At 36.3% G+C, this 20388-nt stretch carries 22 protein-coding genes and 1 pseudogene; 6 read left to right on the top strand and 17 right to left on the bottom strand.

Annotated features, from left to right (window positions below; translation table 11 throughout):
* Positions 1-4: 4 nt before the first annotated feature.
* The gene (locus ACUXEY_RS03530) at positions 5-340 is read right to left on the bottom strand and encodes a DUF1878 family protein (protein ID WP_000383646.1); all 336 of its coding nucleotides are present in this window, start codon (positions 338-340) and stop codon (positions 5-7) included.
* A gap of 118 nt (positions 341-458) precedes the next feature.
* Here ACUXEY_RS03530 and ACUXEY_RS03525 point away from each other — a divergent pair, with 118 nt between their 5' ends.
* Together ACUXEY_RS03525 and prsA are read left to right on the top strand one after the other, a co-directional pair.
* Positions 459-653, top strand: a complete 195-nt coding sequence (locus tag ACUXEY_RS03525; RefSeq protein WP_048656387.1) for a hypothetical protein — start codon at positions 459-461, stop codon at positions 651-653.
* A 423-nt stretch (positions 654-1076) separates the two neighbouring features.
* Positions 1077-1940 carry a peptidylprolyl isomerase PrsA gene (gene prsA / locus ACUXEY_RS03520; RefSeq protein WP_429600821.1) on the top strand — a complete coding sequence of 288 codons (864 nt, stop codon included), beginning with the start codon at positions 1077-1079 and terminating at the stop codon, positions 1938-1940.
* Positions 1941-2017: 77 nt separating this feature from the next.
* Here prsA and ACUXEY_RS03515 read toward each other — a convergent pair whose 3' ends face one another.
* Complete coding sequence (locus ACUXEY_RS03515; RefSeq protein ID WP_086409445.1) at positions 2018-2263, bottom strand: cytoplasmic protein; 246 nt, start codon at positions 2261-2263, stop codon at positions 2018-2020.
* A gap of 279 nt (positions 2264-2542) precedes the next feature.
* Here ACUXEY_RS03515 and helD point away from each other — a divergent pair, with 279 nt between their 5' ends.
* Together helD and ACUXEY_RS03505 are read left to right on the top strand one after the other, a co-directional pair.
* The gene (gene helD, locus ACUXEY_RS03510) at positions 2543-4879 is read left to right on the top strand and encodes an RNA polymerase recycling motor HelD (protein WP_429600823.1); all 2337 of its coding nucleotides are present in this window, start codon (positions 2543-2545) and stop codon (positions 4877-4879) included.
* An 81-nt stretch (positions 4880-4960) separates the two neighbouring features.
* The gene (locus tag ACUXEY_RS03505; RefSeq protein WP_166703647.1) at positions 4961-5524 is read left to right on the top strand and encodes a hypothetical protein; all 564 of its coding nucleotides are present in this window, start codon (positions 4961-4963) and stop codon (positions 5522-5524) included.
* Between the two features lie 94 nt (positions 5525-5618).
* Here ACUXEY_RS03505 and ACUXEY_RS03500 read toward each other — a convergent pair whose 3' ends face one another.
* From ACUXEY_RS03500 to ACUXEY_RS03490, 3 genes are read right to left on the bottom strand one after another with little or no spacing between them, the layout of a single operon-like run.
* The gene (locus tag ACUXEY_RS03500; RefSeq protein WP_461300108.1) at positions 5619-6884 is read right to left on the bottom strand and encodes an FtsW/RodA/SpoVE family cell cycle protein; all 1266 of its coding nucleotides are present in this window, start codon (positions 6882-6884) and stop codon (positions 5619-5621) included.
* 7 nt (positions 6885-6891) lie between these two features.
* Positions 6892-7299, bottom strand: a complete 408-nt coding sequence (locus tag ACUXEY_RS03495) for a PadR family transcriptional regulator (RefSeq protein WP_461300107.1) — start codon at positions 7297-7299, stop codon at positions 6892-6894.
* Between the two features lie 4 nt (positions 7300-7303).
* The gene (locus ACUXEY_RS03490; RefSeq protein ID WP_429600826.1) at positions 7304-7837 is read right to left on the bottom strand and encodes a sigma-70 family RNA polymerase sigma factor; all 534 of its coding nucleotides are present in this window, start codon (positions 7835-7837) and stop codon (positions 7304-7306) included.
* Positions 7838-8235: 398 nt separating this feature from the next.
* Here ACUXEY_RS03490 and ACUXEY_RS03485 point away from each other — a divergent pair, with 398 nt between their 5' ends.
* Positions 8236-8682, top strand: coding sequence for an aminoacyl-tRNA deacylase (locus ACUXEY_RS03485; RefSeq protein ID WP_046945949.1), 447 nt, complete (start codon positions 8236-8238; stop codon positions 8680-8682).
* Between the two features lie 210 nt (positions 8683-8892).
* On the opposite strand, the pseudogene ACUXEY_RS03480 reads toward ACUXEY_RS03485, so the two are convergent.
* Positions 8893-9021: pseudogene (locus ACUXEY_RS03480) on the bottom strand (DUF2283 domain-containing protein); the annotation flags it as partial.
* A gap of 138 nt (positions 9022-9159) precedes the next feature.
* On the opposite strand from ACUXEY_RS03480, the gene ACUXEY_RS03475 reads away from it, so the two are divergent.
* The gene (locus ACUXEY_RS03475) at positions 9160-9324 is read left to right on the top strand and encodes a hypothetical protein (protein WP_000561154.1); all 165 of its coding nucleotides are present in this window, start codon (positions 9160-9162) and stop codon (positions 9322-9324) included.
* A 199-nt stretch (positions 9325-9523) separates the two neighbouring features.
* Here the strand turns inward: ACUXEY_RS03475 and glpD are convergent, their stop codons facing one another.
* From glpD to ACUXEY_RS03420, 11 genes are all read right to left on the bottom strand, one after another.
* The gene (gene glpD / locus ACUXEY_RS03470; protein WP_336569819.1) at positions 9524-11206 is read right to left on the bottom strand and encodes an aerobic glycerol-3-phosphate dehydrogenase; all 1683 of its coding nucleotides are present in this window, start codon (positions 11204-11206) and stop codon (positions 9524-9526) included.
* Positions 11207-11339: 133 nt separating this feature from the next.
* Positions 11340-12830, bottom strand: a complete 1491-nt coding sequence (glpK, locus tag ACUXEY_RS03465; RefSeq protein ID WP_461300106.1) for a glycerol kinase GlpK — start codon at positions 12828-12830, stop codon at positions 11340-11342.
* Between the two features lie 12 nt (positions 12831-12842).
* Positions 12843-13664 (bottom strand): glycerol uptake facilitator protein GlpF, encoded by an 822-nt coding sequence (gene glpF / locus ACUXEY_RS03460; protein WP_166703652.1) that lies wholly within the window; start codon positions 13662-13664, stop codon positions 12843-12845.
* Between the two features lie 228 nt (positions 13665-13892).
* The gene (glpP, locus tag ACUXEY_RS03455) at positions 13893-14453 is read right to left on the bottom strand and encodes a glycerol uptake operon antiterminator GlpP (protein ID WP_060629825.1); all 561 of its coding nucleotides are present in this window, start codon (positions 14451-14453) and stop codon (positions 13893-13895) included.
* A gap of 97 nt (positions 14454-14550) precedes the next feature.
* The gene (locus tag ACUXEY_RS03450; RefSeq protein WP_166703653.1) at positions 14551-15000 is read right to left on the bottom strand and encodes a helix-turn-helix domain-containing protein; all 450 of its coding nucleotides are present in this window, start codon (positions 14998-15000) and stop codon (positions 14551-14553) included.
* A gap of 350 nt (positions 15001-15350) precedes the next feature.
* Positions 15351-16202 (bottom strand): DUF2935 domain-containing protein, encoded by an 852-nt coding sequence (locus ACUXEY_RS03445; RefSeq protein WP_144613329.1) that lies wholly within the window; start codon positions 16200-16202, stop codon positions 15351-15353.
* A 174-nt stretch (positions 16203-16376) separates the two neighbouring features.
* A complete protein-coding gene (locus tag ACUXEY_RS03440) occupies positions 16377-16577 on the bottom strand; it encodes a sporulation YhaL family protein (RefSeq protein ID WP_000449227.1) in 201 nt (66 codons plus the stop codon).
* Positions 16578-16653: 76 nt separating this feature from the next.
* Positions 16654-17526, bottom strand: coding sequence for an alpha/beta fold hydrolase (locus ACUXEY_RS03435; RefSeq protein WP_461300194.1), 873 nt, complete (start codon positions 17524-17526; stop codon positions 16654-16656).
* 237 nt (positions 17527-17763) lie between these two features.
* On the bottom strand, positions 17764-18036 hold the full coding sequence (locus tag ACUXEY_RS03430) for a hypothetical protein (RefSeq protein ID WP_078417627.1): 273 nt from the start codon (positions 18034-18036) through the stop codon (positions 17764-17766).
* Positions 18036-19124, bottom strand: a complete 1089-nt coding sequence (locus ACUXEY_RS03425) for a response regulator aspartate phosphatase (protein WP_078417628.1) — start codon at positions 19122-19124, stop codon at positions 18036-18038. Before ACUXEY_RS03425 ends, ACUXEY_RS03430 begins: the two co-directional genes overlap by 1 nt.
* Positions 19125-19381: 257 nt before the next feature.
* On the bottom strand, positions 19382-20359 hold the full coding sequence (locus ACUXEY_RS03420) for a ring-cleaving dioxygenase (protein WP_461300105.1): 978 nt from the start codon (positions 20357-20359) through the stop codon (positions 19382-19384).
* Between the last annotated feature and the right edge of the window lie 29 nt (positions 20360-20388).

Genomic DNA, 20388 nt, shown 5'->3' with positions numbered 1-20388 from the left:
CTATTTATTTTTTCGCAATCATGCTTAAGAATTCATTCATAAGCGGCTTAAATAAACCTTGTTTTGCTAGCGCTTCCGCAGTTTCGTGTACTTCGAGCTGATGTGGAAGCGCTTTTTCAAATTGATCTAACAGCGCATCGAACAGAAGAAGCCCTTCTGCTTTCTCCACTACATATTGCTCGTTCAGTATTTCACAAAGATGTAGTATACGTTCAATATCTTTTTTACGAGCTTTTTTCTTTATGATTAAAGAATAAAATGGACACTTTTCTTCATCAATCATTTTAAATAGTAGGTCTACGTAGTATTCAGCTTGTTCTAATCTTCTAACAACGTCCATTTTCTCCCTCTCTTTCTAACACAAAGTCTTCTATTTCTGAATTTTATAACACGAACAAAATATCGTATGATACAATATATAAAGTATATGTATTTCAGCCAAAAGGAGGTCTCGCCTCATGACACTTATAACAGTTGTTTTTGTCGCATTCGCACTTCTTGTTATATTTTACACGAATTTCATGACACATACACTGTGTGAACGAAAACAAATAACTGCGAGCCGCCAACCCGGTGTCTTTCGGGTTATTAATGTATGTATAACAATTTTATTAATTTCTAGTTATATAGAAATTATATTTCATGGAAAGTGAGGAAGGAAGCCCCTTCCTCACTTTTTTCCTCTATAAGCAAATTATACCTACTATAACCAATAAAATAAACAGTACAAGTAATAAAATAAGTTGAGAATTCATCCCCATCCCCTCCTCTTTTCTTTATATGCGACATGCGCCCAATAGGCTACACCTTCAAAATCTGACACGCACTGGTTAATTTTTCTTTATCAATATGAAATCGAGTCGAAATATGATATATTAAATTTTGTACATATTGCTTATACTATGAAACAAATGACACGCATCTTAACTTTATCCTCAGCCTCGGTAAGCCCTGTTAAGCGCGCTTTACCAATATAAAAAGCAAAAGTATCAGTGAGACTTAATCGGGCTCTTATGAACTAAAATTCATTGGTGTAGGATAAATTAAAAATACATAATAGTAGGAGTGTTTATCGAATGAAGAAAGCTATGCTTGCCTTAGCCGCAACAAGTGTAATCGCATTATCAGCATGTGGAACAGGATCATCATCAGACAAAATCGTTACATCTAAAGCTGGTGACATTACAAAAGAAGAATTCTACAATCAAATGAAAACACAAGCTGGTAAACAAGTACTAAACAACATGGTTATGGAAAAAGTACTTATTAAAAACTACAAAGTTGAAGACAAAGAAGTAGACAAAAAGTTCGATGAAATGAAAAAACAATACGGTGATCAATTCGATACACTATTAAAACAACAAGGCATTAAAGAAGAAACTTTAAAAACTGGTGTGCGTGCTCAATTAGCGCAAGAAAAAGCTATCGAGAAAACAATCACTGATAAAGAACTAAAAGATAACTACAAGCCTGAAATTAAAGCAAGCCACATTCTTGTAAAAGATGAAGCAACTGCTAAAAAAGTTAAAGAAGAACTTGGACAAGGTAAATCTTTCGAAGAGTTAGCGAAACAATACTCTGAAGATACTTCAAAAGAAAAAGGTGGAGACTTAGGATTCTTCGGACCTGGTAAAATGGTTAAAGAATTCGAAGATGCTGCTTATAAACTGAAAAAAGATGAAGTAAGCGAACCTGTAAAAACACAATTCGGTTACCACATCATTAAAGTTACAGACATTAAAGAACCAGAAAAATCATTCGAGCAATCAAAAGCTGACATCAAAAAAGAACTAGTTGAGAAGAAAGCACAAGATGGCGAATTCATGAACGATCTTATGATGAAAGAAATCAAAAAAGCTGACGTAAAAGTTGACGATAAAGATTTAAAAGATCTTTTCGAAGAGAAAAAAGCTGACGCTAAGAAAGACGAAAAGAAATAATGAAAAGCTCGGGATTAGCCCGAGCTTTTTTTATGTATCCTCTTCATTAACGAAAGTTTATTTTGTCATTCATTTAACTAAAACCATCTTTTATGCATTTCACTTAAAAACGTTTCTGTTATTTTACATCCAGAACTTTCTCCGATAATAGAGTCAATCCCGCAATGCGGACAAACTGCTGTGTTATCATCATCCCACCACTCTGTAATTTTTTCTGGATGGAAAATTTCTAAACAATAGAAACAACCACATATAACATCCTTTTCTAAGTGCTTTCTATTACGAGAACAAAAACAATGTGCTTCCTCAAAATATTTTTCCATCAGTATCCCCCTATTCCTGATTTTCTGCTTTGGTTTACTTACATTCTCCTTAATAAAATTACAATTCTCCCTTAAAGAAAAACACAAAAAAACCTCGATTCACGCCAAACGGAACCAAGGTTTATCTTATTATCATTGATTAAATGAAAAAACTATGTTAAATTAGTACAGAAACACGTTTTACAAAATACAAAAAACGTATTTATCCGTATCTTAATTGTACACCAAAACACATCTTCAGTCAACCTCTATTTTTCACTTTTAAAGGAGTGCTTACGTATGAACAAAAAACTTGATTTAGAGCAAAAACGATTGGATACCGTAATCGAAACGATTACGCAGCAAATTGATAAACTGGAAAACGAAACTGGCAGACGCCGGGCAGAAGTAATCAATATTCGTAAACACTTTTGGGATGACGTAAAAGTGAATACTGATACTTTTGATGATTACCTTGAAACAGTTATCAACTTAAGACAACAAGCTCAGTCACTAGCTGTTACACAAATTACCCATAAGCACACCTTTAATCGACTTGCCGCATTAAGACGTATGCATAAAGCACCTTATTTCGGAAGAATTGATTTCAAAGAAGAAGGAGAATCTGCCGCAGATCAAATTTATATCGGCGTAGCTACACTTACTGATGCAAGCGGAGAAAACTTTCTTATATATGACTGGCGCGCACCTATTTCGAGTGTGTACTACGATTATCCACCAGGACCGGCTGAATACAGTACACCAGGCGGCGTAATCCACGGTAATGTGGAGAAAAAATTACAATACATTATTCAAAATGGCGAGATTGATTCTATGTTCGATACGAGCCTTACAATTGGTGATGAAATCTTGCAACAAGCGCTCGGAAAAGGTACAAACAAACATATGCAAAGCATCGTTGCTACGATTCAGCGCGAGCAAAATGAAATTATTCGTCACGATGAAGGCCGACTCCTTATCGTGCAAGGAGCTGCTGGTAGTGGTAAAACGTCAGCTGCCCTGCAACGAATCGCCTACTTACTATATAAATATCGCGAATGGCTAAAAGCGGATCAAATTATTCTCTTCTCCCCTAACTCTATGTTTAATAGCTACGTTTCTAACGTACTACCTGAACTCGGTGAAGAAAATATGCAGCAAGTTACATTCCAAGAATATTTAAACCATAGACTAAGTAAGTCATTTGACGTTGAAGATCCTTATGAACAATTAGAATATATGTTAACTGAAACGAATAGCCCTACCTATAAAACGAGAAATGCGAGCATTCGATTTAAAGCATCTACTCAATTTTTCGAGATGATTAGAACGTACAGACAATCTCTTGAATCTTCAGGCATGCTATTTAGAGGAATGAAGTTTAGAGGAAAGTTAATTGTTTCTGCTAAAGAAATTACAGAGCAGTTTTACAATACTGATTCCTCCCTCCGCTTCCATAATCGAATTGAAAAGTTAACAGATTGGCTAAATAAACAAATAGATGAGATTGAAAAAACAGAACTGAAAAAACCTTGGGTAGAAGAGGAAATTGAATTACTTAGTAAAGATGAATACCAAAAGGCTTATAAATATTTACAGAAAAAGGGCGAGTTTGACGACAACTCCTTCCATGATTTTGAGAAAGAAACGAAAGTACTTGGACGTATGATTGTCCGTAAAAAATTGAAGCCCCTTCGTAAAGGTGTTCAAACTTTACGTTTCATCAATTTCACAGGCATATATAAACAACTCTTCACAGATGCATCATGGGTTACTGGGGAAAAACCGAAAGAATGGGATGACATTTGCTCATTAACAGTAAACATGCTTGATGAAGGAAAGCTATATTACGAGGATGCGACGCCATTTTTACTTTTAAAAGAGTTAATTGAAGGCTTCCAAACGAACAGATCGATTAAACACGTACTCGTAGACGAAGCGCAAGATTACTCGCCGTTTCAATTTGAGTTTTTAAAACGCCTCTTCCCTGCTGCAAGAATGACTGTACTCGGAGACTTTAACCAAGCGATATTTGCCCATGCGAGTGAAGCAGTGAATTTCAACACACTTACTAGCTTATACGGACCAGACGAAACGAACGGCATCAACTTAACTCGTAGCTATCGCTCAACAAAACCAATTATTGAATTTACACGTGCTCTCGTACCAGAAGGAGAGAACATTCACGCCTTTGAACGTGACGGCGAGAAACCTACAGTGACGAAAGTAGCGATTGTCAGCGAACTGCACGAACACATTACTGCAAAAGTTGCGGAACTACAAAAAGAGCAGCACAATACAATCGCAATTATATGTAAATCTGCAGCTGAAAGCGCCGCTGCCTACGAAGCTCTTCGTCATATCGACAATATTAAACTCGTGAAAAGTAACTCAGCCGAGTATGAGCAAGGCATTGTCGTAATCCCTGCTTACTTAGCGAAAGGTATCGAATTTGATGCTGTTATTATTTACAACGCTTCTAAAGATGTATATAGCGACGAGAGCGTTCGTAGATTGTTCTATACCGCTTGTACGCGCGCAATGCATGAACTGCAACTTTACAGCGTTGGCGAAGTTAGTCCTTTTATACTTGGGGCCGATTCGGAGAGTTTTGAGCTTGTAACTAAGACACCTTGATGATTCAAGGTGTTTTTTTATGCAGGATTTACACCATTAAAGTAGAATATACCACTTTAGAAAAAGCTAAGGAGTGACAAGATGAATCATTATTTTATCGCTATTTATGACGGCGTGTTTCCTACCGAAAAATTACATACCATTTTACAATCTAATCCTATCTTTACCGACCTAAACGTCCGCCCTCTCGAAATCTCATCACCAAGACCTTTCACATTATTAGTTGGCGCAGAACACGATGCACTTACAACTGGACTTACAGATACATATCATTTATTAACGAAAGAGTTGCAAAAACTAGAAGAACAAGAAAAGTACTATTACGTATACGATTATAAAATTAGAAAGACTATCGATAACCCTGGCGAAAAATGCTTTCCACTAGCGACAATCCATATAAGTGTTACGAAATTCTATAAGATGATTCAAAAAGTAAAAGACTTAAAACGACCTGTATTTGCAGGTTATAACATCACTTCTCATGATGCAGACATACTTACACTTGATGTACTCCTATCTTCACCTGTATTAAATCCTAACATTTGCGAGAAAGATGCGGAAGAATACTCCTATTTACAACAACTAACTGAATCGATATCTCGTTCTGAATTATGTATTTCTATTAAAGAGAGTGCACTTATTTAAACACGAAAAGAGGGGTATTTATCATAACCCTCTTCTACTATCGTTTGTACTTGATCATAATAATGCATTCTTTTACATGCAACTTGTATAAGTATCAAGGTGTTTTTCTAATTCTGAATGAAATACCCTTACACCTATATACACTCAGCACAATCCCCATTATAAGCGCATGAAATACAGTCGGCGTTAATCCGTAACTAATAAAAGGTAATGATATAGCAGCAAGCGGCAATAATCCTAGTATCATTCCAACATTATAAATGAACTGGAATACAAAAAGAGTCAATCCACCAACGAGCAGCAATTTACCGTACCTATCATTTATTTTATAAGAGATGACTATTAATCTTGCTACAAAAAGAGAAAGAACGAAGACAAGAATTAACGCAAGCCAATATCCATAATAGTAAGTCAAACTTGCAAATACAAAATCAGTATCCGGAGCAGGGATGAATTTTATATCTCCATATGTACCAAACCAACCTGCTGATGACATTACCTCTTTTAATCGTATATACATAAATCCTGCGCCACCTGCATCACTCTCAGGATTTAAATACCCTAAAAGTCTATCTAAGTGGTATCCTGAAGACCATGATAAGGATACCTTAATAATAAATAAACAAATAGGTACCACTGTAATAATCAACGACGTTTTCTTTCCTAGCTTACTCCACCAAAGCATAACGAATACCATCGTAATATAGATAAAAATTGACGAAAGGGTGGATACAATCAAAAATAAATACAAAGAAAATAAATATAAAACCACAAGATGTATAATCTTTAACCTACTATTATTAAAAAAAGAAGCCCAAGCTAGAAAAAAGAAAGGCACTGCCATTAGACAGTCAATTGCAATTGGACCGATTTGTATTAACGGTTCTCCAATCATTGAAGCGTTTGAAAAACAGTATAGCATTAACAGGACAACTACTCCGATTATATAAAACAACCATCCCATTCTCTCTAATTTCCGATAATCAAGTAACATCATCCCGATCGCTGTTACAACACCGAGAATAACAAATATCACCTTATTTATTATTACATCATTCGTATATCCAAAAACTAAAACCGGTAAAAACCCTAACCCCATAGCAGCCACTAATAAACCAATTAAAAACCAATCCACCTTTGGCTTATGAAGTTTATTAAGTTCTTGCCCTAGTTTAATCGGACTTCCCATTTGTTCCACCGCTTTATTTTCAGCGACTTCCTCACTCAAACCTTTTTTTATCCATGTATCCTTCGCCTGTTTTAAATGAAACTCTAGTTCAGTTGCTACAAAGCTCTTTGCTTCTTTTGATTTAATATGATTCGTAACTTCGCTTACAAAACGATCTCCTTTTTTATTCAATTTTACCTCACTCCTGTACTAAGCCTTTTAATATAAATTGTACCTTCTTAGCATTTTTTTCTGCCTTTCGCAGCATCTTTCTTCCTTTATCATTTAATTGATAATACTTCGCTCCTTCATGATCCCAGCTCGATTGGATAAAACGGTTCTGTTCTAAACGATGTAATACGGTATATAAAAAGCCTTCATTTCCTTCGAATTTCCGAATCCCTCTGCCTCTTAGTAGCTGCGACAATTCGTACCCTGTTTTTTCATTACTGAGGAGCTGTAAAATGGCTAAAGAGATGTCCTCTTCCTTTTCGTGTGATGCATTGATTTTTTCGCGCACCCGCTTTCGGTGTTGATCAGAAAAACTCAAATGTTTAAACGTTGTATTCTCCATTGATTTTCGCAGGCCTTTTAATCGATTTTCCATTTGATTATTCCTCCAATCCTTTCTTCAAAAGCTCCTTCGCTTTTTTCAGTCTCGTTTTTATCGTATTTTCCTTCACTTCTATTACTGTAGCAATCTCTTTAATTGATAATTCTTCATAATAAAATAGATAAATGACCTCTCGATATTTTATCGGTAAATTCATTACCGCAGAAGCGAGCTCACGGTCCTCCGCATTTTGAATGACAGTTTGTTCGACACTATCATTTTGAATCCCTATATAAGCAGATTCATCCTCTGTCACGATCACTTTTTTGTTATACCAACTTTTTATATAGTCCTTACATTGATTAATCGCAATTCTCCATAACCACGTTTTCACATTCGACTTCCCTTTGTATGTATGAAGAGATTTATAGCATTTCACAAATATATCTTGCGTTACATCCTCAGCAACCTCTTTATTGTTTACATATGAATACACAAGCTGTAGCACTTCTTGTCCATACTTGTTCATAATTTCATCGATAAGAAGTTCCTTATCCTCTATCTCAAACGCTTCTACCGTTAATTCATCCACATCATTTCCTCCTTCCCATATATTAGACGACGCACTGTATGGAAAAGTTTTATAAATGTATAAAAAAATACGGATGGCAATAACGTTTTTTATAAAACACTTTCCAGCTACTTACATATAATAATCCGAATAATCGTTACAATACATTCACTGAAAGAGCGCCTCTCTCCCAAGGCGCTCTTTCAGTTTGTGATAAGGGTTTTATCGTAGTGCTCTAGTAGTTCTGGATCTTCATAAATGTTTTTATCAAATTCATCATCCAAAAGCTTCTAGGTAATTTTCTTTGAGCAGGGTGTATCCTCCGCTAAATTAAAAAGAGAACTCATTTAATTTAATAGTACGCCTTTTAAATATTACCGCAATTTTCTATGTTAAAATTAATGTTGGAGGTGTTTCTTATGGAGGAATTGCAAGAAATTTTAGAGAAAAGCAACTATACATATGCAATAATTCAACACGAAAAACCGATACACTCAAGACAAGAGGGCTCAGAGTATTTTGGGATTGAAGTTGGGCAAACAGCTCCAACGATGATACTAAAAACCGATAAAGGCTTCTTTGGGTTAATTGTATCCGGAAGCCGTAGTAAAATTAATTTTGAGAAAATAGCTAATATTTTAGGTTGTAGTAAAGTGAAATTAGCATCTCCAGAGGAAGTTCAAAAAGTTACAGGCTTTCAGGTAGGAAGTGTTCGTATGGTAGGTCTTGATTTACCTTGTGTGATAGACAAACGACTTTTCCATTATGATTATATTTACGGAGGTACTGGTCAATCAACATTTACTTTAAAACTTGAACCACAGGCCTTAAATGAATTAAATCAAGTAATCGCAACTTTCGATTAATAGGGAATACTACATTTTCTTGTTTAACAAACGGGTGCCATTTTTTGAATAAAACCTAAATTTCCAAACCACTTTATTGTTATATTTTTTTAGTGTAGTAAAGTATCTTACATCAAGATTAAACAACTATATTTTTAACCCCGTCCTAAATTTAGAACGGGGTTATACTTGTTTGGGCTTTTAAATTAAATAACTTTATTGTCATTTTACAATATCTACATTTAGTTTTGGATTTTCTGCTAACTCTTCAGTCGATTCAACCTCAATTTCTGAAGTGAACGGAATTACATACAGATATACCATCTAGATTTTAGGATCATAAGTAATTAATTTTTTCATGATACACCTCATATCCGTATCCATTTGTCTTGTTCCCTATTTTAAAACATAATACAATTGAAATGTAACTTAATAAGCTATAACTAGTAGGTGTGGTAATCATCTCTTCCATTTTGAAAAAAGGGGGGAGGTGATAAAATGATCGCGATGTTTGTCATTAAATTAGTGTACGGTATCCTAACCGGAGCTGGCGTTGTCATCGGTAGAAGATACGTCGGTCCGTGGCTAATTTCTGTATACAAAAAAGCGAGAACCACCCTGCTTCGTGGAAAAGGTAAGGGCGGTTCTCGGCTAAAACGTTAATGTAATTGTCTTATAACCGCACCTACTACCACCACAATAGCAAGTTAGGTTACACAAGGCAGAAGTTTCTCAGGCTTCTGTCTTCTTTATTTTATGCAAAATTCATACTATATACTCTATCATCATTGTAACACATTTTATTTATTTTTAGTCAAGATAAAAAACACCTGAAGGGGTTCTCTTCAGGTGTTTCTCTATTTTACGCTAACGCAGCTGCCTGCTCTTGTTGGTCTACAGGAATGACAGCGTCTGTTAATGCTTTTTCTAATTCAGCTGTGTATTTCATTTGCTCTTCTTTGCTCCAGCCTAGTTTCGCAGCCATGTAGTTGATTACTGCTTCTTTCCACTCGTATACCCAGTGGATGTTGAAGAATACAGCGCCTCTTCGGCGTACGAAGAAGTCAACTGGTTTCGCTGTCATTTCGTAATCCATTGCGTATACAAGCGGGATTAGAACGTCAAGCGGCATGTTGTATTCTTTCGCTTCGTCTTTATGTTTTTTCGCTAAGTCGAACAGTACATCTACGTTAGAGCCGTAGAATTTCGCGAATTCTTCTGCTTGCGCTGTCGTTAAACCGTATTTCGTACCTTCGCCTGCTTTTTTCGCAACGAATGCTGGGAATCCGTGTGAACCACTTACATGTCCACCAGAGATTGGCATATGTTTCGTGTCGCTCTTCGGATATGCACTATGACCTTCTTTTTGTAGTAAGTTCGTTACATAATCTACTACCATTTCAGCCATTTTGCGGTATCCTGTTAATTTACCACCTGCGATTGTAATTAAACCAGATTCAGAAGTCCAAATTTCGTCTTTACGAGAAATTTCAGATGCACTCTTACCTTCTTCGTAAATCAACGGACGAACACCAGCCCAGCTTGACTCGATGTCTTTTTCCGTAATTTTTACGCTTGGGAACATGTAGTTAATCGCATTAATGATGTATGTGCGATCTTCTGTTGTCATTTGTGGTACAGCTGCGTCTTTATCGTAGAACGTATCTGTTGTACCTACATAAGTTTTTCCGCCGCGAGGAATCGCGAACACCATACGTTTATCTGGTGTATCGAAGTAAATCGCTTGACCTAATGGGAAACGTTTTTGATCAATTACTAAGTGAACACCTTTTGATAACTGAAGTACTTTTCCTTTTTTCGAGTTATCTTTTTCACGAAGTGTATCTACCCAAGGACCAGCTGCATTTACAATTTTCTTACCGTAAACTTCGTATACTTCACCGTCTAGTAAATCGATTACACGTACACCACATACTTTTCCATCTTTATATAAGAAACTATCTACTTTTGCGTAGTTAACAGCTTTTGCACCGTGTTCAATTGCTTCTTTCATTACTTCAATTGTAAGACGCGCATCGTCTGTACGATATTCTACGTAGTAACCGCCGCCTTTTAATCCTTCTTGTTTTACAAGAGGCTCTTTGTTTAATGTTTCTTCACGGTTAAACATTTTTCTACGCTCGCTTCGTTTTACACCTGCTAAGAAGTCGTATACACGAAGACCAATTGATGTACTGAATGATCCGAACGTACCGCCTGTATGGAACGGAAGTAACATCCACTCTGGTGTTGTTACATGGGGACCGTTCTCATATACGATCGCACGCTCTTTCCCTACTTCTGCTACCATTTTCACTTCAAGTTGTTTTAAATAACGTAGACCACCGTGTACAAGCTTCGTTGAACGACTTGATGTACCTGCTGCAAAGTCCTGCATTTCAAACACAATTGTTGATAACCCGCGTGTTGCTCCATCTAATGCAATACCAGAACCAGTAATACCTCCACCAATTACGATCACATCTAATTCTTGTTTATTTACTCCGTTTAATACGTCTTTACGTTGCTTACTTGAAAATTTCATGGTAATTCCTCCCTTTGATAACGAAAAAAGAGACCACAAACTCCGCTATAGATTTCGCCTCTATAGCGTGTTGTGGTCTCTCCAAATCTCCTACCGAATTATTAACTTGTCACCATTATAACACTGTTTATGATTATTTGAAAGCTTTTGTTGCTTCAATTGCTTTTTTCCATCCAGCATATAACTCTTCGCTTGTTGCCGCTTCCATCGTTGGTTCAAAGCGTTTGTCCATATGCCACTGTTCTTTAATTTCATCTTGGTTTTTCCAATATCCAACCGCAAGACCTGCTAAGTACGCTGCACCTAAAGCTGTCGTTTCGTTGATTACTGGACGCTCTACAGGAACATCTAAAATATCACTTTGGAACTTCATTAAGAAGTTATTTTTAACAGCTCCGCCATCAACGCGTAACGTTTTTAGTTCAATACCTGAATCTGCTTCCATTGCGCATAATACGTCTTTCGTTTGGTAAGCTAAAGATTCTAGTGTTGCACGAATGAAATGCTCTTTCGTCGTACCGCGTGTTACGCCAAACATAGCCCCGCGTACTTCACTATCCCAGTACGGTGTACCTAAACCTACGAATGCTGGTACAACGTATACACCTTCAGTTGATTCAACGCGAGAAGCATATACTTCACTCTCACTTGCATCTTTAAACATGCGCATTCCGTCACGTAACCATTGAATTGCAGAACCTGCTACGAAAATACTTCCTTCTAATGCGTAATTTACTTTACCATCTATTCCCCATGCAATTGTTGTTAATAGGCCATGCTCAGAAGCTACTGCTTTTTCACCTGTGTTCATTAACATGAAGCAACCAGTTCCGTACGTATTTTTCGCCATACCTTCACCGAAGCAAGCTTGTCCAAATAACGCTGCTTGTTGGTCACCAGCTACACCTGCAATCGGTACATTTTGACCGAAGAAGTGATAGTCAATTGTTTCGCCATAAATTTCAGATGATGGACGTACTTCTGGAAGCATGCTCTTTGGCACTGTTAACATATCTAGAAGCTCATCATCCCACTGTAAGTCGTGAATGTTAAACATTAATGTACGTGATGCATTTGAATAATCTGTTACGTGCGCTTTTCCACCAGACAGTTTCCATACAAGCCACGTATCAATTGTTCCGAATAATAGATCGCCGTTTTCTGCTTTTTCTCTTGCACCTTCAACGTTATCTAAAATCCATTTTACTTTCGTACCAGAGAAGTATGCATCAATTAAAAGACCTGTTTTTTCACGAACCGTTTCGCTATATCCTTTTTCTTTTAACTCATCACAAATTTCAGCTGTTTGACGAGATTGCCATACAATTGCGTTGTAAATTGGTTTTCCAGTCGTTTTATCCCATACAACTGCTGTTTCACGTTGGTTCGTAATACCGATACCAGCGATTTGTTCTGGTTTCACATCTGCTTCGCTTAAGCAAGTTGCGATAACTGCTAAAATAGATCCCCAAATTTCTTGCGCGTTATGCTCTACCCAACCTGGCTTTGGAAAATGTTGTGTAAACTCTTTTTGAGCCGAATGAACAATTTCACCTTTTTTATTGAAAAGAATTGCGCGTGAGCTAGTTGTTCCTTGGTCTAAAGAAAGAATATATTTTTTCATATCGGTTTCCCCCTATGCTACTTTTCTACTATTTGTGTTGTTTTCACTTTTTTTACTTGTCATATAAGAGATTGCTAGTACAATCACAGTTGCAATAATTACATAAATAAGTGCTGCATTTTGTTTTCCTTCAAATACAACTTGATGGAATAATCCTGCAAGTGATCCACCTAAAATTGGACCAACTACTGGAATCCATGCATACTTCCAGTTTGAACCGCCTTTTCCTGCAATCGGAAGGAAGAAGTGTGCGATACGCGGACCTAAATCACGAGCCGGGTTGATTGCGTATCCTGTCGTTCCACCTAATGATAAACCAATACTTACAATTAAGAAACCTACGATAAATGGATTTAATCCATCTGCAAATTTATTTGCTCCAATTGCTAATATACCAAATACTAAAACGAATGTTCCAATCATTTCACTTAAAAGGTTTGCGAATGTGTTCGGAATTGCTGGACCTGTTGCAAATACGCCTAACTTTGTTCCTGGATCTTCTGTTTCTTTCCAGTGTGGTAAGTAATGTAAATATACGATAACTGCACCGATAATTGCCCCAATCATTTGTGCTGCGATATAACCAGGTACGTCACTCCATGGGAACGCTCCCTTAAATGCTAGTCCTATCGTTAAAGCTGGATTCAAATGTGCCCCACTAATTGATCCAACCGCATATGCTGCAACCGCTACCGCTAAGCCCCAGCCCATTGTAATTACAATCCAACCAGAATCTTTCGCAAACGACTTCTTTAAACTTACACCCGCACAAACGCCGCCACCAAGTACGATTAACAACGCAGTCCCTATTAACTCTCCTAAAAATGCTGACATAGTATCCCTCCACAATCAATTTAAACGCTTTCAAATGTGATAGAGGTAAAATGAATGGCCATTCGTTTTTTTCAAAAGAAAAAGACCCACAGCTTTGCATGCTTCTATATAAATTTATATAGAAACAATGAAATGTGGATCTCTACTTTTCTCCGTCACGTTTATTAACTTGTCTATAATGTTAACCTCTTATGAAAGCGGTGTCAACAGAATTATTTCACATTTTCGTCACTTTTTTTGGTAATGTTTCCATAGTTCGCGTTTTGATGTCGTAATTGCTGTCGCACCAGCATTTAACGCTTTCTCCACATCATCAACTGTACGAATAAAACCACCCGCCAAAATCGGTACACCAGTACGCTCTTTCACTTCAGCGATAATGTCCGTCATTGCCCCTGGAAGCACCTCAATATAATCCGGCTTCGTCTTTTCTAACAGATTGCAACTCTTCTCCATTGCACTAGAATCGATTAAAAAGATACGCTGAATTGCCACAACACCTTTTTGTTTCGCCTTCATAATGACGCTCGCCTTTGTTGAAAGTAACCCGTACGGTCTAAACTCTTGGCATAAATACTCCGTCGCATGCCCATCACTCTGCAAACCATGAATTAAATCCACATGTAAAAATACCTTCTTACAATATTGCTTCGCAAGTGATATAACACTCTTCAATTGACCGACATGAATATCTAAAATAACGATATACTCATACGAACTATGTAATAACTTTTCCAAATCTTTAATTTGCCTCACTGCCGGCAAAATCTTCTGTTCATGAAATTCCATTCTAAATGTCCCCTTCTTTATGTCATCCTATCCTTTATAGTACACAATTTAAGTGAAAAGAACAGCTAGTGTAGGGGATTTCTTTCAAATCTTTCCTCTATTTATATATTTTCTTCAACTTATCAGAAGCGGTACCACTTATAACCATTAATATGAGTGGTAAAAAATTCATTACATACGGCGCATCCGCTAAAATTGTAATGCTCGCCCCAGCAAACTTATTTAACATCCATACAACGATTTTTGTAAGAAACAAAAATACGCCCATCATAAAGAGACTATCGAAAAACACCTTCCATTTTGGATATGCTAATTGCTTACTATCTTCGATTACTTTCTGCGTCAACTCTTCATCGCTCCTTAACAACTCATCAATCGTAATACCGAACAAATCGCTTAAATGAATAATAATTTCAATGCTCGGATAGTTCTTTCCCGTCTCCCATTTCGAAACAGACTGCCTACTGACATGAATTTTTTCAGCCAAATCACTTTGCGACCAATTTCGTTTCTCTCGTTCTTCTTTTAAGCGTTCACTAAAAATCATACTGTGTTTATCACCTCTCTACGTCTAGTATGGGCAAATCACTGATGAAGAGTAAAGCGAGTTGTCGTTGCGTAGGTGGTGCAACTTTTGCGTTACAGGTTGTCATGGCGCTATGTAGTGTGTCGATTTATATATATTTTTCTTCTATAATAATTTCCCGAACAATAATACAATGAACGGATGCTAGTTACAACTAGATTAAGCATAAAAAATACGCCATCCTTTCTTATCATTCTCCAGAAAGAATGGCGTAAAGTTTCATTTTTAAACATTTTCATCAAAAAGAAAAGAAGCTAACAATACATTGTTAACTTCTCAGCTGAAAGTAAAATATTATCTTTCCTTATCTTCTAATATCTAGGTTGTGATTGAATATTTGTAAGATGAACATCATACATATCAATGATTTCAAGAAATCTATCAGCTTCACGAAAAACGTGGTCTGCTAATAATGGATGAATGATACTCTTTATTTTACATTGCTCAATTAAATCACGTGCTGTTTTCTTAAAATCCCGAAGAGACGCAACCGACACACGATTTTGATCTAAAAATTGATCTAAAAGAGGGACTGTTTGGGATTGTGGTTTCATAGATTCTAAGTCAATTGCTTGATACATCAATGCATCAAAATCATTGCTAAAATTCCGTGCTGTATCTACAAGCTTTCTTTCCGATGGATCAAGAAGATGACCAATAAATTTAGCATGGTCTGCCATAATCCGTAAAAAGAAAACATTTTCTTTAATAATAGCATCAGGAAGGGCATCTAATTTCCCTTCATTTAATTGTATTAAACGTTTTCTAAAATAATCAGCTTCCCTACTCGTATGGTCAACTAACAGTGGAAAGTTATTTTGTCCTGGCAATTTACACGTGAGAATCAACCCTAAAATTTTTCGTTTAAATCCCCAAATATTAGTTGCGGCTTGTTGTACTTCTGAATTAAATCTTTTTATTTGCTCAGGATCTGTTTCATTTGTGTAGGAATGCGCTATTTGTTCAATATGTTCAAACAATCGATAAAATTGATTCGCCTCTTCGATTAATTGAGTATCCTCGCATCTAAACCCTAAGCGAAGAAAAAGAGAATGCTCCTTCATGATTCTAGACCAAAAACGAATTTCATTTAATGAACGCTCAACAAACATTACAGATGTAACACCTGTATCAGGATGTAATGAAGTTTCATCCCTATGCATTGTTAATCCCCCCCCAGTAAAATCCCCCGCTAGTTCCATTCTTATGAGGAAACATATATATAAATGCCACCAATTAAAGTTCATGATGAATTTCGTATACATGCTCCCCAAAAAGAAAAAAGGCTACCACCTAGATGTAAACTTCTACTAGTTGGTAGCCTTTCAAAATTTCTATTAAAGTAATACCGAATCTTTATCACTATCCTGATTCCGTTTCTCTCGCTCTTCTGCTAAGCGCTTCATATACACTTCGCCTTCTTTTTCGATAAACTCATTATCCATCTCTTGCTCTTTTTTCGAAGTATATAAAACCATGTAGCCACTTAATACGATCCCAACGATTACAAGATACACCCACCATGGTAAAGTTTCCACTCAACTTCATTCCTTTCCTTAGACAAGCCTTATTAGTTTCACTGTATGAGGAAAGAAGTGGATTTATGCTTAAAATTTATTGTGGATTCTTCGCGAAGAACGCTTGTACATATTCCATAAATTCGACTGGTTCCTGGCGAAACGGTGCGTGGTATCCTTTTTCAATGATATGGAACGTACTATTCGCAAATAGCTCATGATACAGTTCACCATTTTTCCAAGGAACGCTCTTATCGTTTCGTCCCCATATAATTAAAGTCGGAACCTTAATTTTATCGGCTTCCATCGCGATGCGGCGCTCTCTCATTTTCGTAAGCTGATTATAATGCTCTTTATCGTCGCGGCTATTTTTTACCGCATTTTTATTATAATCTGTAATCTCTGTTACAGTTTGTAAGTCCGTTGATAATGGCGGCACTTCATAACTTTCTTTTTGCTGGAAAGACTCTATCCCTGTAGAATCCGCTAAAACGAGATGCGTGACTGCATCCGGATATAAATACGCTAAATTCAGAGACATCTCTCCGCCCATCGAATGACCAAGTACTGCGAATTGATCATATCCGAGCTTCTTCATTAACTTATAATATAAATTCACTTGCGCAGGAAATGAATACTGAAAATCAACCGGCTTAGAAGAACGCCCAAACCCTAAAATATCAACTGCGATAATCGTATGTTCCTTTACAAGTTCCGGATAAATATCACTAAATCCATCAGATGAACCACCAAACCCGTGAAGCATAAGTAAAGGCGGTTTCCCCTCGCCAATTTGCTTAAAATAAATCGTCTGCCCATCAATCTGCGCCATACTCTCTTTCGTATGCAGCTTCATCATAACAGTATCTTTCACTTCTCCAACCTTCGCAATCGGCTTATCAACGAAGTTACATACAATTAACAAAACGAGCACAATACCGCTAATCAAATAAAACTTAAACCGTTTCAACATTCCCGTCTCCTTTCTCTTGTTGCTATTTAAAGTTTTTACATTATTTGGTTGTTTTATAATTAATTTTAATTGTAACTGTAATAGTTACAATTATATTAAAAAAATATTACTCACTTCTATTAGCGATGGCTATTTTGTAACTATTATAGTTACATATTTAAAGTAAGTCAATTCTTTTTAGTCGTAAAAAGAAAAGGGACCTCATTATGAGGTCCCTTTTCTTTATTATTTAATTTAAAAATGGTCAGCGTGTGAGTCTTGTTTGCTAATACCGCCACCTTCACCTATATTGAAGTTGGCTGGTGCTCCGCCTGTTTCACCAATGTTAACATAATCTGGTCTTGCTGGCGCTCCACCAGTATCTCCCTTATTAAAGCTAACATAATCTGGTCTTGCTGGTGCTCCACCTGTGTCTCCCTTATTAAGAGCAACAGCATTAAAATCGTGGGAACCTAAAACTGAGAAAGTAAATGCAAATCCAATTACTGTTAACACAATTTTCTTCATTATTTTAACGCCCCTTTTTCCACCTGTTTTTTCCTTGATTCGTTACTCATGTGATAATATTTACTAGCCTTTTCATGATTGTTTACATTATAAAATTTATCTGCTAAGCGTTCTGTATATTCCTGAATACAATCAAACAACTCTTCTCTTTCAAAGTAAGAAACCCCCGCTATAACAGCCTCTTCTAATGCATCAACATTTGTATTCATTTCATTTAAAACCATAAATCGATATTGATATTCCTGATTCTTCAACTGATTACAAATATGTAATCCTTTACTTATTATGACACTTGCTTTTTCAAATTCATTTATTTTTAAATATTCATCAGCTTCCAAGTAAAGTGCTCTAAAATGATTAGGTGCTTTCTTTGTTACTTCGGATAAATGCCGAATTGCTAATTCTGATAAATTCTGATTTGCATATAGCAATCCTAAGTTAGTTCTAACCATTAAAATATATTTTTCGTGATTAATTTGCTGGAAAATATTTAATGAGTGATTAAATATCTCCTCTGCTAACTCAAATTGGTTTAAATCAACATAGCATAACCCTAAAATATTTTCACATAAAGCAAAATTTATCTCATATCCTTGTAGTTTCGTAAAGTCTTCTTTTGCCTTTTTCAAATAATCAATTGCATTGATTTGTTGATAGGAATGGTAATAGAAATTCCCCATCCGATAATGAAACTCCGCATGTTCTATCGGGTCTGCAATATATCGCAATAACTTCTCCGCTTGTTCATACTGTTCTTTCGCTTCGTTATAATTTGAAATTAATGTGCAATGAAATCCTTTGAAAAAGTGATAATAATAAGCTAAAAAGCCTTCTGTTGGGATTTCGAAAGACTCCACTTTATCGAAACTATCTTCTCTAACCCCAATCCAATCAACTAATGCATCATATCTAAAATTCAATAATGTATGATAAAGTAATACATCTTGATCCACGTCCAACCCACTAATCTTACTATCAATCTCTTTCTTCATCTCCGTTGCTTTCTCTATATTTTGCTGCAACATTACACGATACCAATCATCTAAAGAATGTTTCATTTGCTCCCTTGTTACTACATCTGCTCCCATACACTCGCATCCCCTTTTCTCCAAACTTACAAAATTAGGATATTTATACAATTATCCAAATTGTATATTACCACCTCTTTTCTATGTATTGAAAAATAATTATCAGAAAATTAAATATTTTAATTAATTATACCAAAGTTTTCCTTTTTGATAACTTGAGAAAAAATTATCAGAAAACTTTATGGAACAAATAAAAAAAACAAGCAGTTCCAGCCATCCGCTAAAACTACTTGCTCTCCTACTTATACTCTCTATTGTTACTCTTTAATAAATTCCTTCGTACTTCTCACTGTATCAATTGGACGAACTAATTTTTCAATCTCTTCACGTTTTGGCTCTAAGAACGGAGGTAAAGATAATTTTTCACCAAGTGTTTCGTATGGCTCATCTCCCATAAATCCTGGACCGTCTGTTGCGAATTCAAATAAAATTTGTGGTGCAACTCTTGCGTATAATGACTCGAAGAAGTGGCGATTTACATATCCAGATGACGGAAGTCCAACGCTACTGATTCTCTCAATCCATTCTTCTAATACAGCACGATCTTCTACACGGAATGCGGCATGGTGCACCGTACCAAATCCTTGTTGCGCTTCAGGAAGGACCGTATTATGTTCTACAATAACAGAGGCACCGTTTCCGCCTTCGTTTACTTCAAATAAATAGAATTCTCCTTCTTGCGCAATCTCTTTAAATAATAAAACTTTTTCTAGCACTTCTTTAAAGAAACTAAAGTTTGCAATACGGATAAATACAGGTCCTAAGCCAGTAATTGCGTATTCTAATGGAACTGGACCGTTTTGCCACGGTGTACCTGATTCTATTCCATTATCTAATTCATCTGAGATTAATTGATAGTGTTGATCGTCAAAGTCAACGAACGAAAGAGTTTTCTTACCGAATTGCTCTTTAATGCCTGTATGTTCTACTTCAAGACGGTCAAAACGTTTCACCCAATACTCTAACGCCGCATCAGTCGGCACTCGGAATGAAGTTTTTGAAATTTCATTTGTACCGTGTACTCCTTTTGGAATACCTGGGAAGTCAAAGAATGTCATATCTGTTCCTGCACTACCTTTATCATCTGCGAAGAATAAATGGTACGTTTGAATATCATCTTGGTTTACTGTTTTTTTAACTAAACGCATTCCTAAAACGTGAGTGAAAAACTCATAGTTCTTTTCTGCACTACTTGTAATTGCTGTAACGTGGTGAATTCCTTTTAATTGGTTCATTTTATATTCCTCCAATGGTTTTAAATTGT

The organism is Bacillus sp. F9_6S_D1_P_5, assembly GCF_054823925.1.
Note: the sequence above shows the minus strand (reverse complement) of the source record. Positions and strands in the feature narration are given on the sequence as shown.

What these genes read in the sequence shown, in the direction of transcription:
- glpD (WP_336569819.1), bottom strand. Translation starts at nt 11,206, where the DNA reads ATGAAATTTTCAAGTAAGCAACGTAAAGACGTATTAAACGGAGTAAAT.
- ACUXEY_RS03495 (WP_461300107.1), bottom strand. Translation starts at nt 7,299, where the DNA reads ATGGAAAATCGATTAAAAGGCCTGCGAAAATCAATGGAGAATACAACG.
- ACUXEY_RS03425 (WP_078417628.1), bottom strand. Translation starts at nt 19,124, where the DNA reads ATGGGAGCAGATGTAGTAACAAGGGAGCAAATGAAACATTCTTTAGAT.
- glpF (WP_166703652.1), bottom strand. Translation starts at nt 13,664, where the DNA reads ATGTCAGCATTTTTAGGAGAGTTAATAGGGACTGCGTTGTTAATCGTA.
- ACUXEY_RS03420 (WP_461300105.1), bottom strand. Translation starts at nt 20,359, where the DNA reads ATGAACCAATTAAAAGGAATTCACCACGTTACAGCAATTACAAGTAGT.
- ACUXEY_RS03450 (WP_166703653.1), bottom strand. Translation starts at nt 15,000, where the DNA reads ATGATTTTTAGTGAACGCTTAAAAGAAGAACGAGAGAAACGAAATTGG.
- prsA (WP_429600821.1), top strand. Translation starts at nt 1,077, where the DNA reads ATGAAGAAAGCTATGCTTGCCTTAGCCGCAACAAGTGTAATCGCATTA.
- ACUXEY_RS03515 (WP_086409445.1), bottom strand. Translation starts at nt 2,263, where the DNA reads ATGGAAAAATATTTTGAGGAAGCACATTGTTTTTGTTCTCGTAATAGA.
- ACUXEY_RS03485 (WP_046945949.1), top strand. Translation starts at nt 8,236, where the DNA reads ATGGAGGAATTGCAAGAAATTTTAGAGAAAAGCAACTATACATATGCA.
- ACUXEY_RS03445 (WP_144613329.1), bottom strand. Translation starts at nt 16,202, where the DNA reads ATGCATAGGGATGAAACTTCATTACATCCTGATACAGGTGTTACATCT.
- ACUXEY_RS03475 (WP_000561154.1), top strand. Translation starts at nt 9,160, where the DNA reads ATGATCGCGATGTTTGTCATTAAATTAGTGTACGGTATCCTAACCGGA.
- ACUXEY_RS03430 (WP_078417627.1), bottom strand. Translation starts at nt 18,036, where the DNA reads ATGAAGAAAATTGTGTTAACAGTAATTGGATTTGCATTTACTTTCTCA.
- ACUXEY_RS03525 (WP_048656387.1), top strand. Translation starts at nt 459, where the DNA reads ATGACACTTATAACAGTTGTTTTTGTCGCATTCGCACTTCTTGTTATA.
- glpP (WP_060629825.1), bottom strand. Translation starts at nt 14,453, where the DNA reads ATGGAATTTCATGAACAGAAGATTTTGCCGGCAGTGAGGCAAATTAAA.
- helD (WP_429600823.1), top strand. Translation starts at nt 2,543, where the DNA reads ATGAACAAAAAACTTGATTTAGAGCAAAAACGATTGGATACCGTAATC.
- ACUXEY_RS03505 (WP_166703647.1), top strand. Translation starts at nt 4,961, where the DNA reads ATGAATCATTATTTTATCGCTATTTATGACGGCGTGTTTCCTACCGAA.
- glpK (WP_461300106.1), bottom strand. Translation starts at nt 12,830, where the DNA reads ATGAAAAAATATATTCTTTCTTTAGACCAAGGAACAACTAGCTCACGC.
- ACUXEY_RS03530 (WP_000383646.1), bottom strand. Translation starts at nt 340, where the DNA reads ATGGACGTTGTTAGAAGATTAGAACAAGCTGAATACTACGTAGACCTA.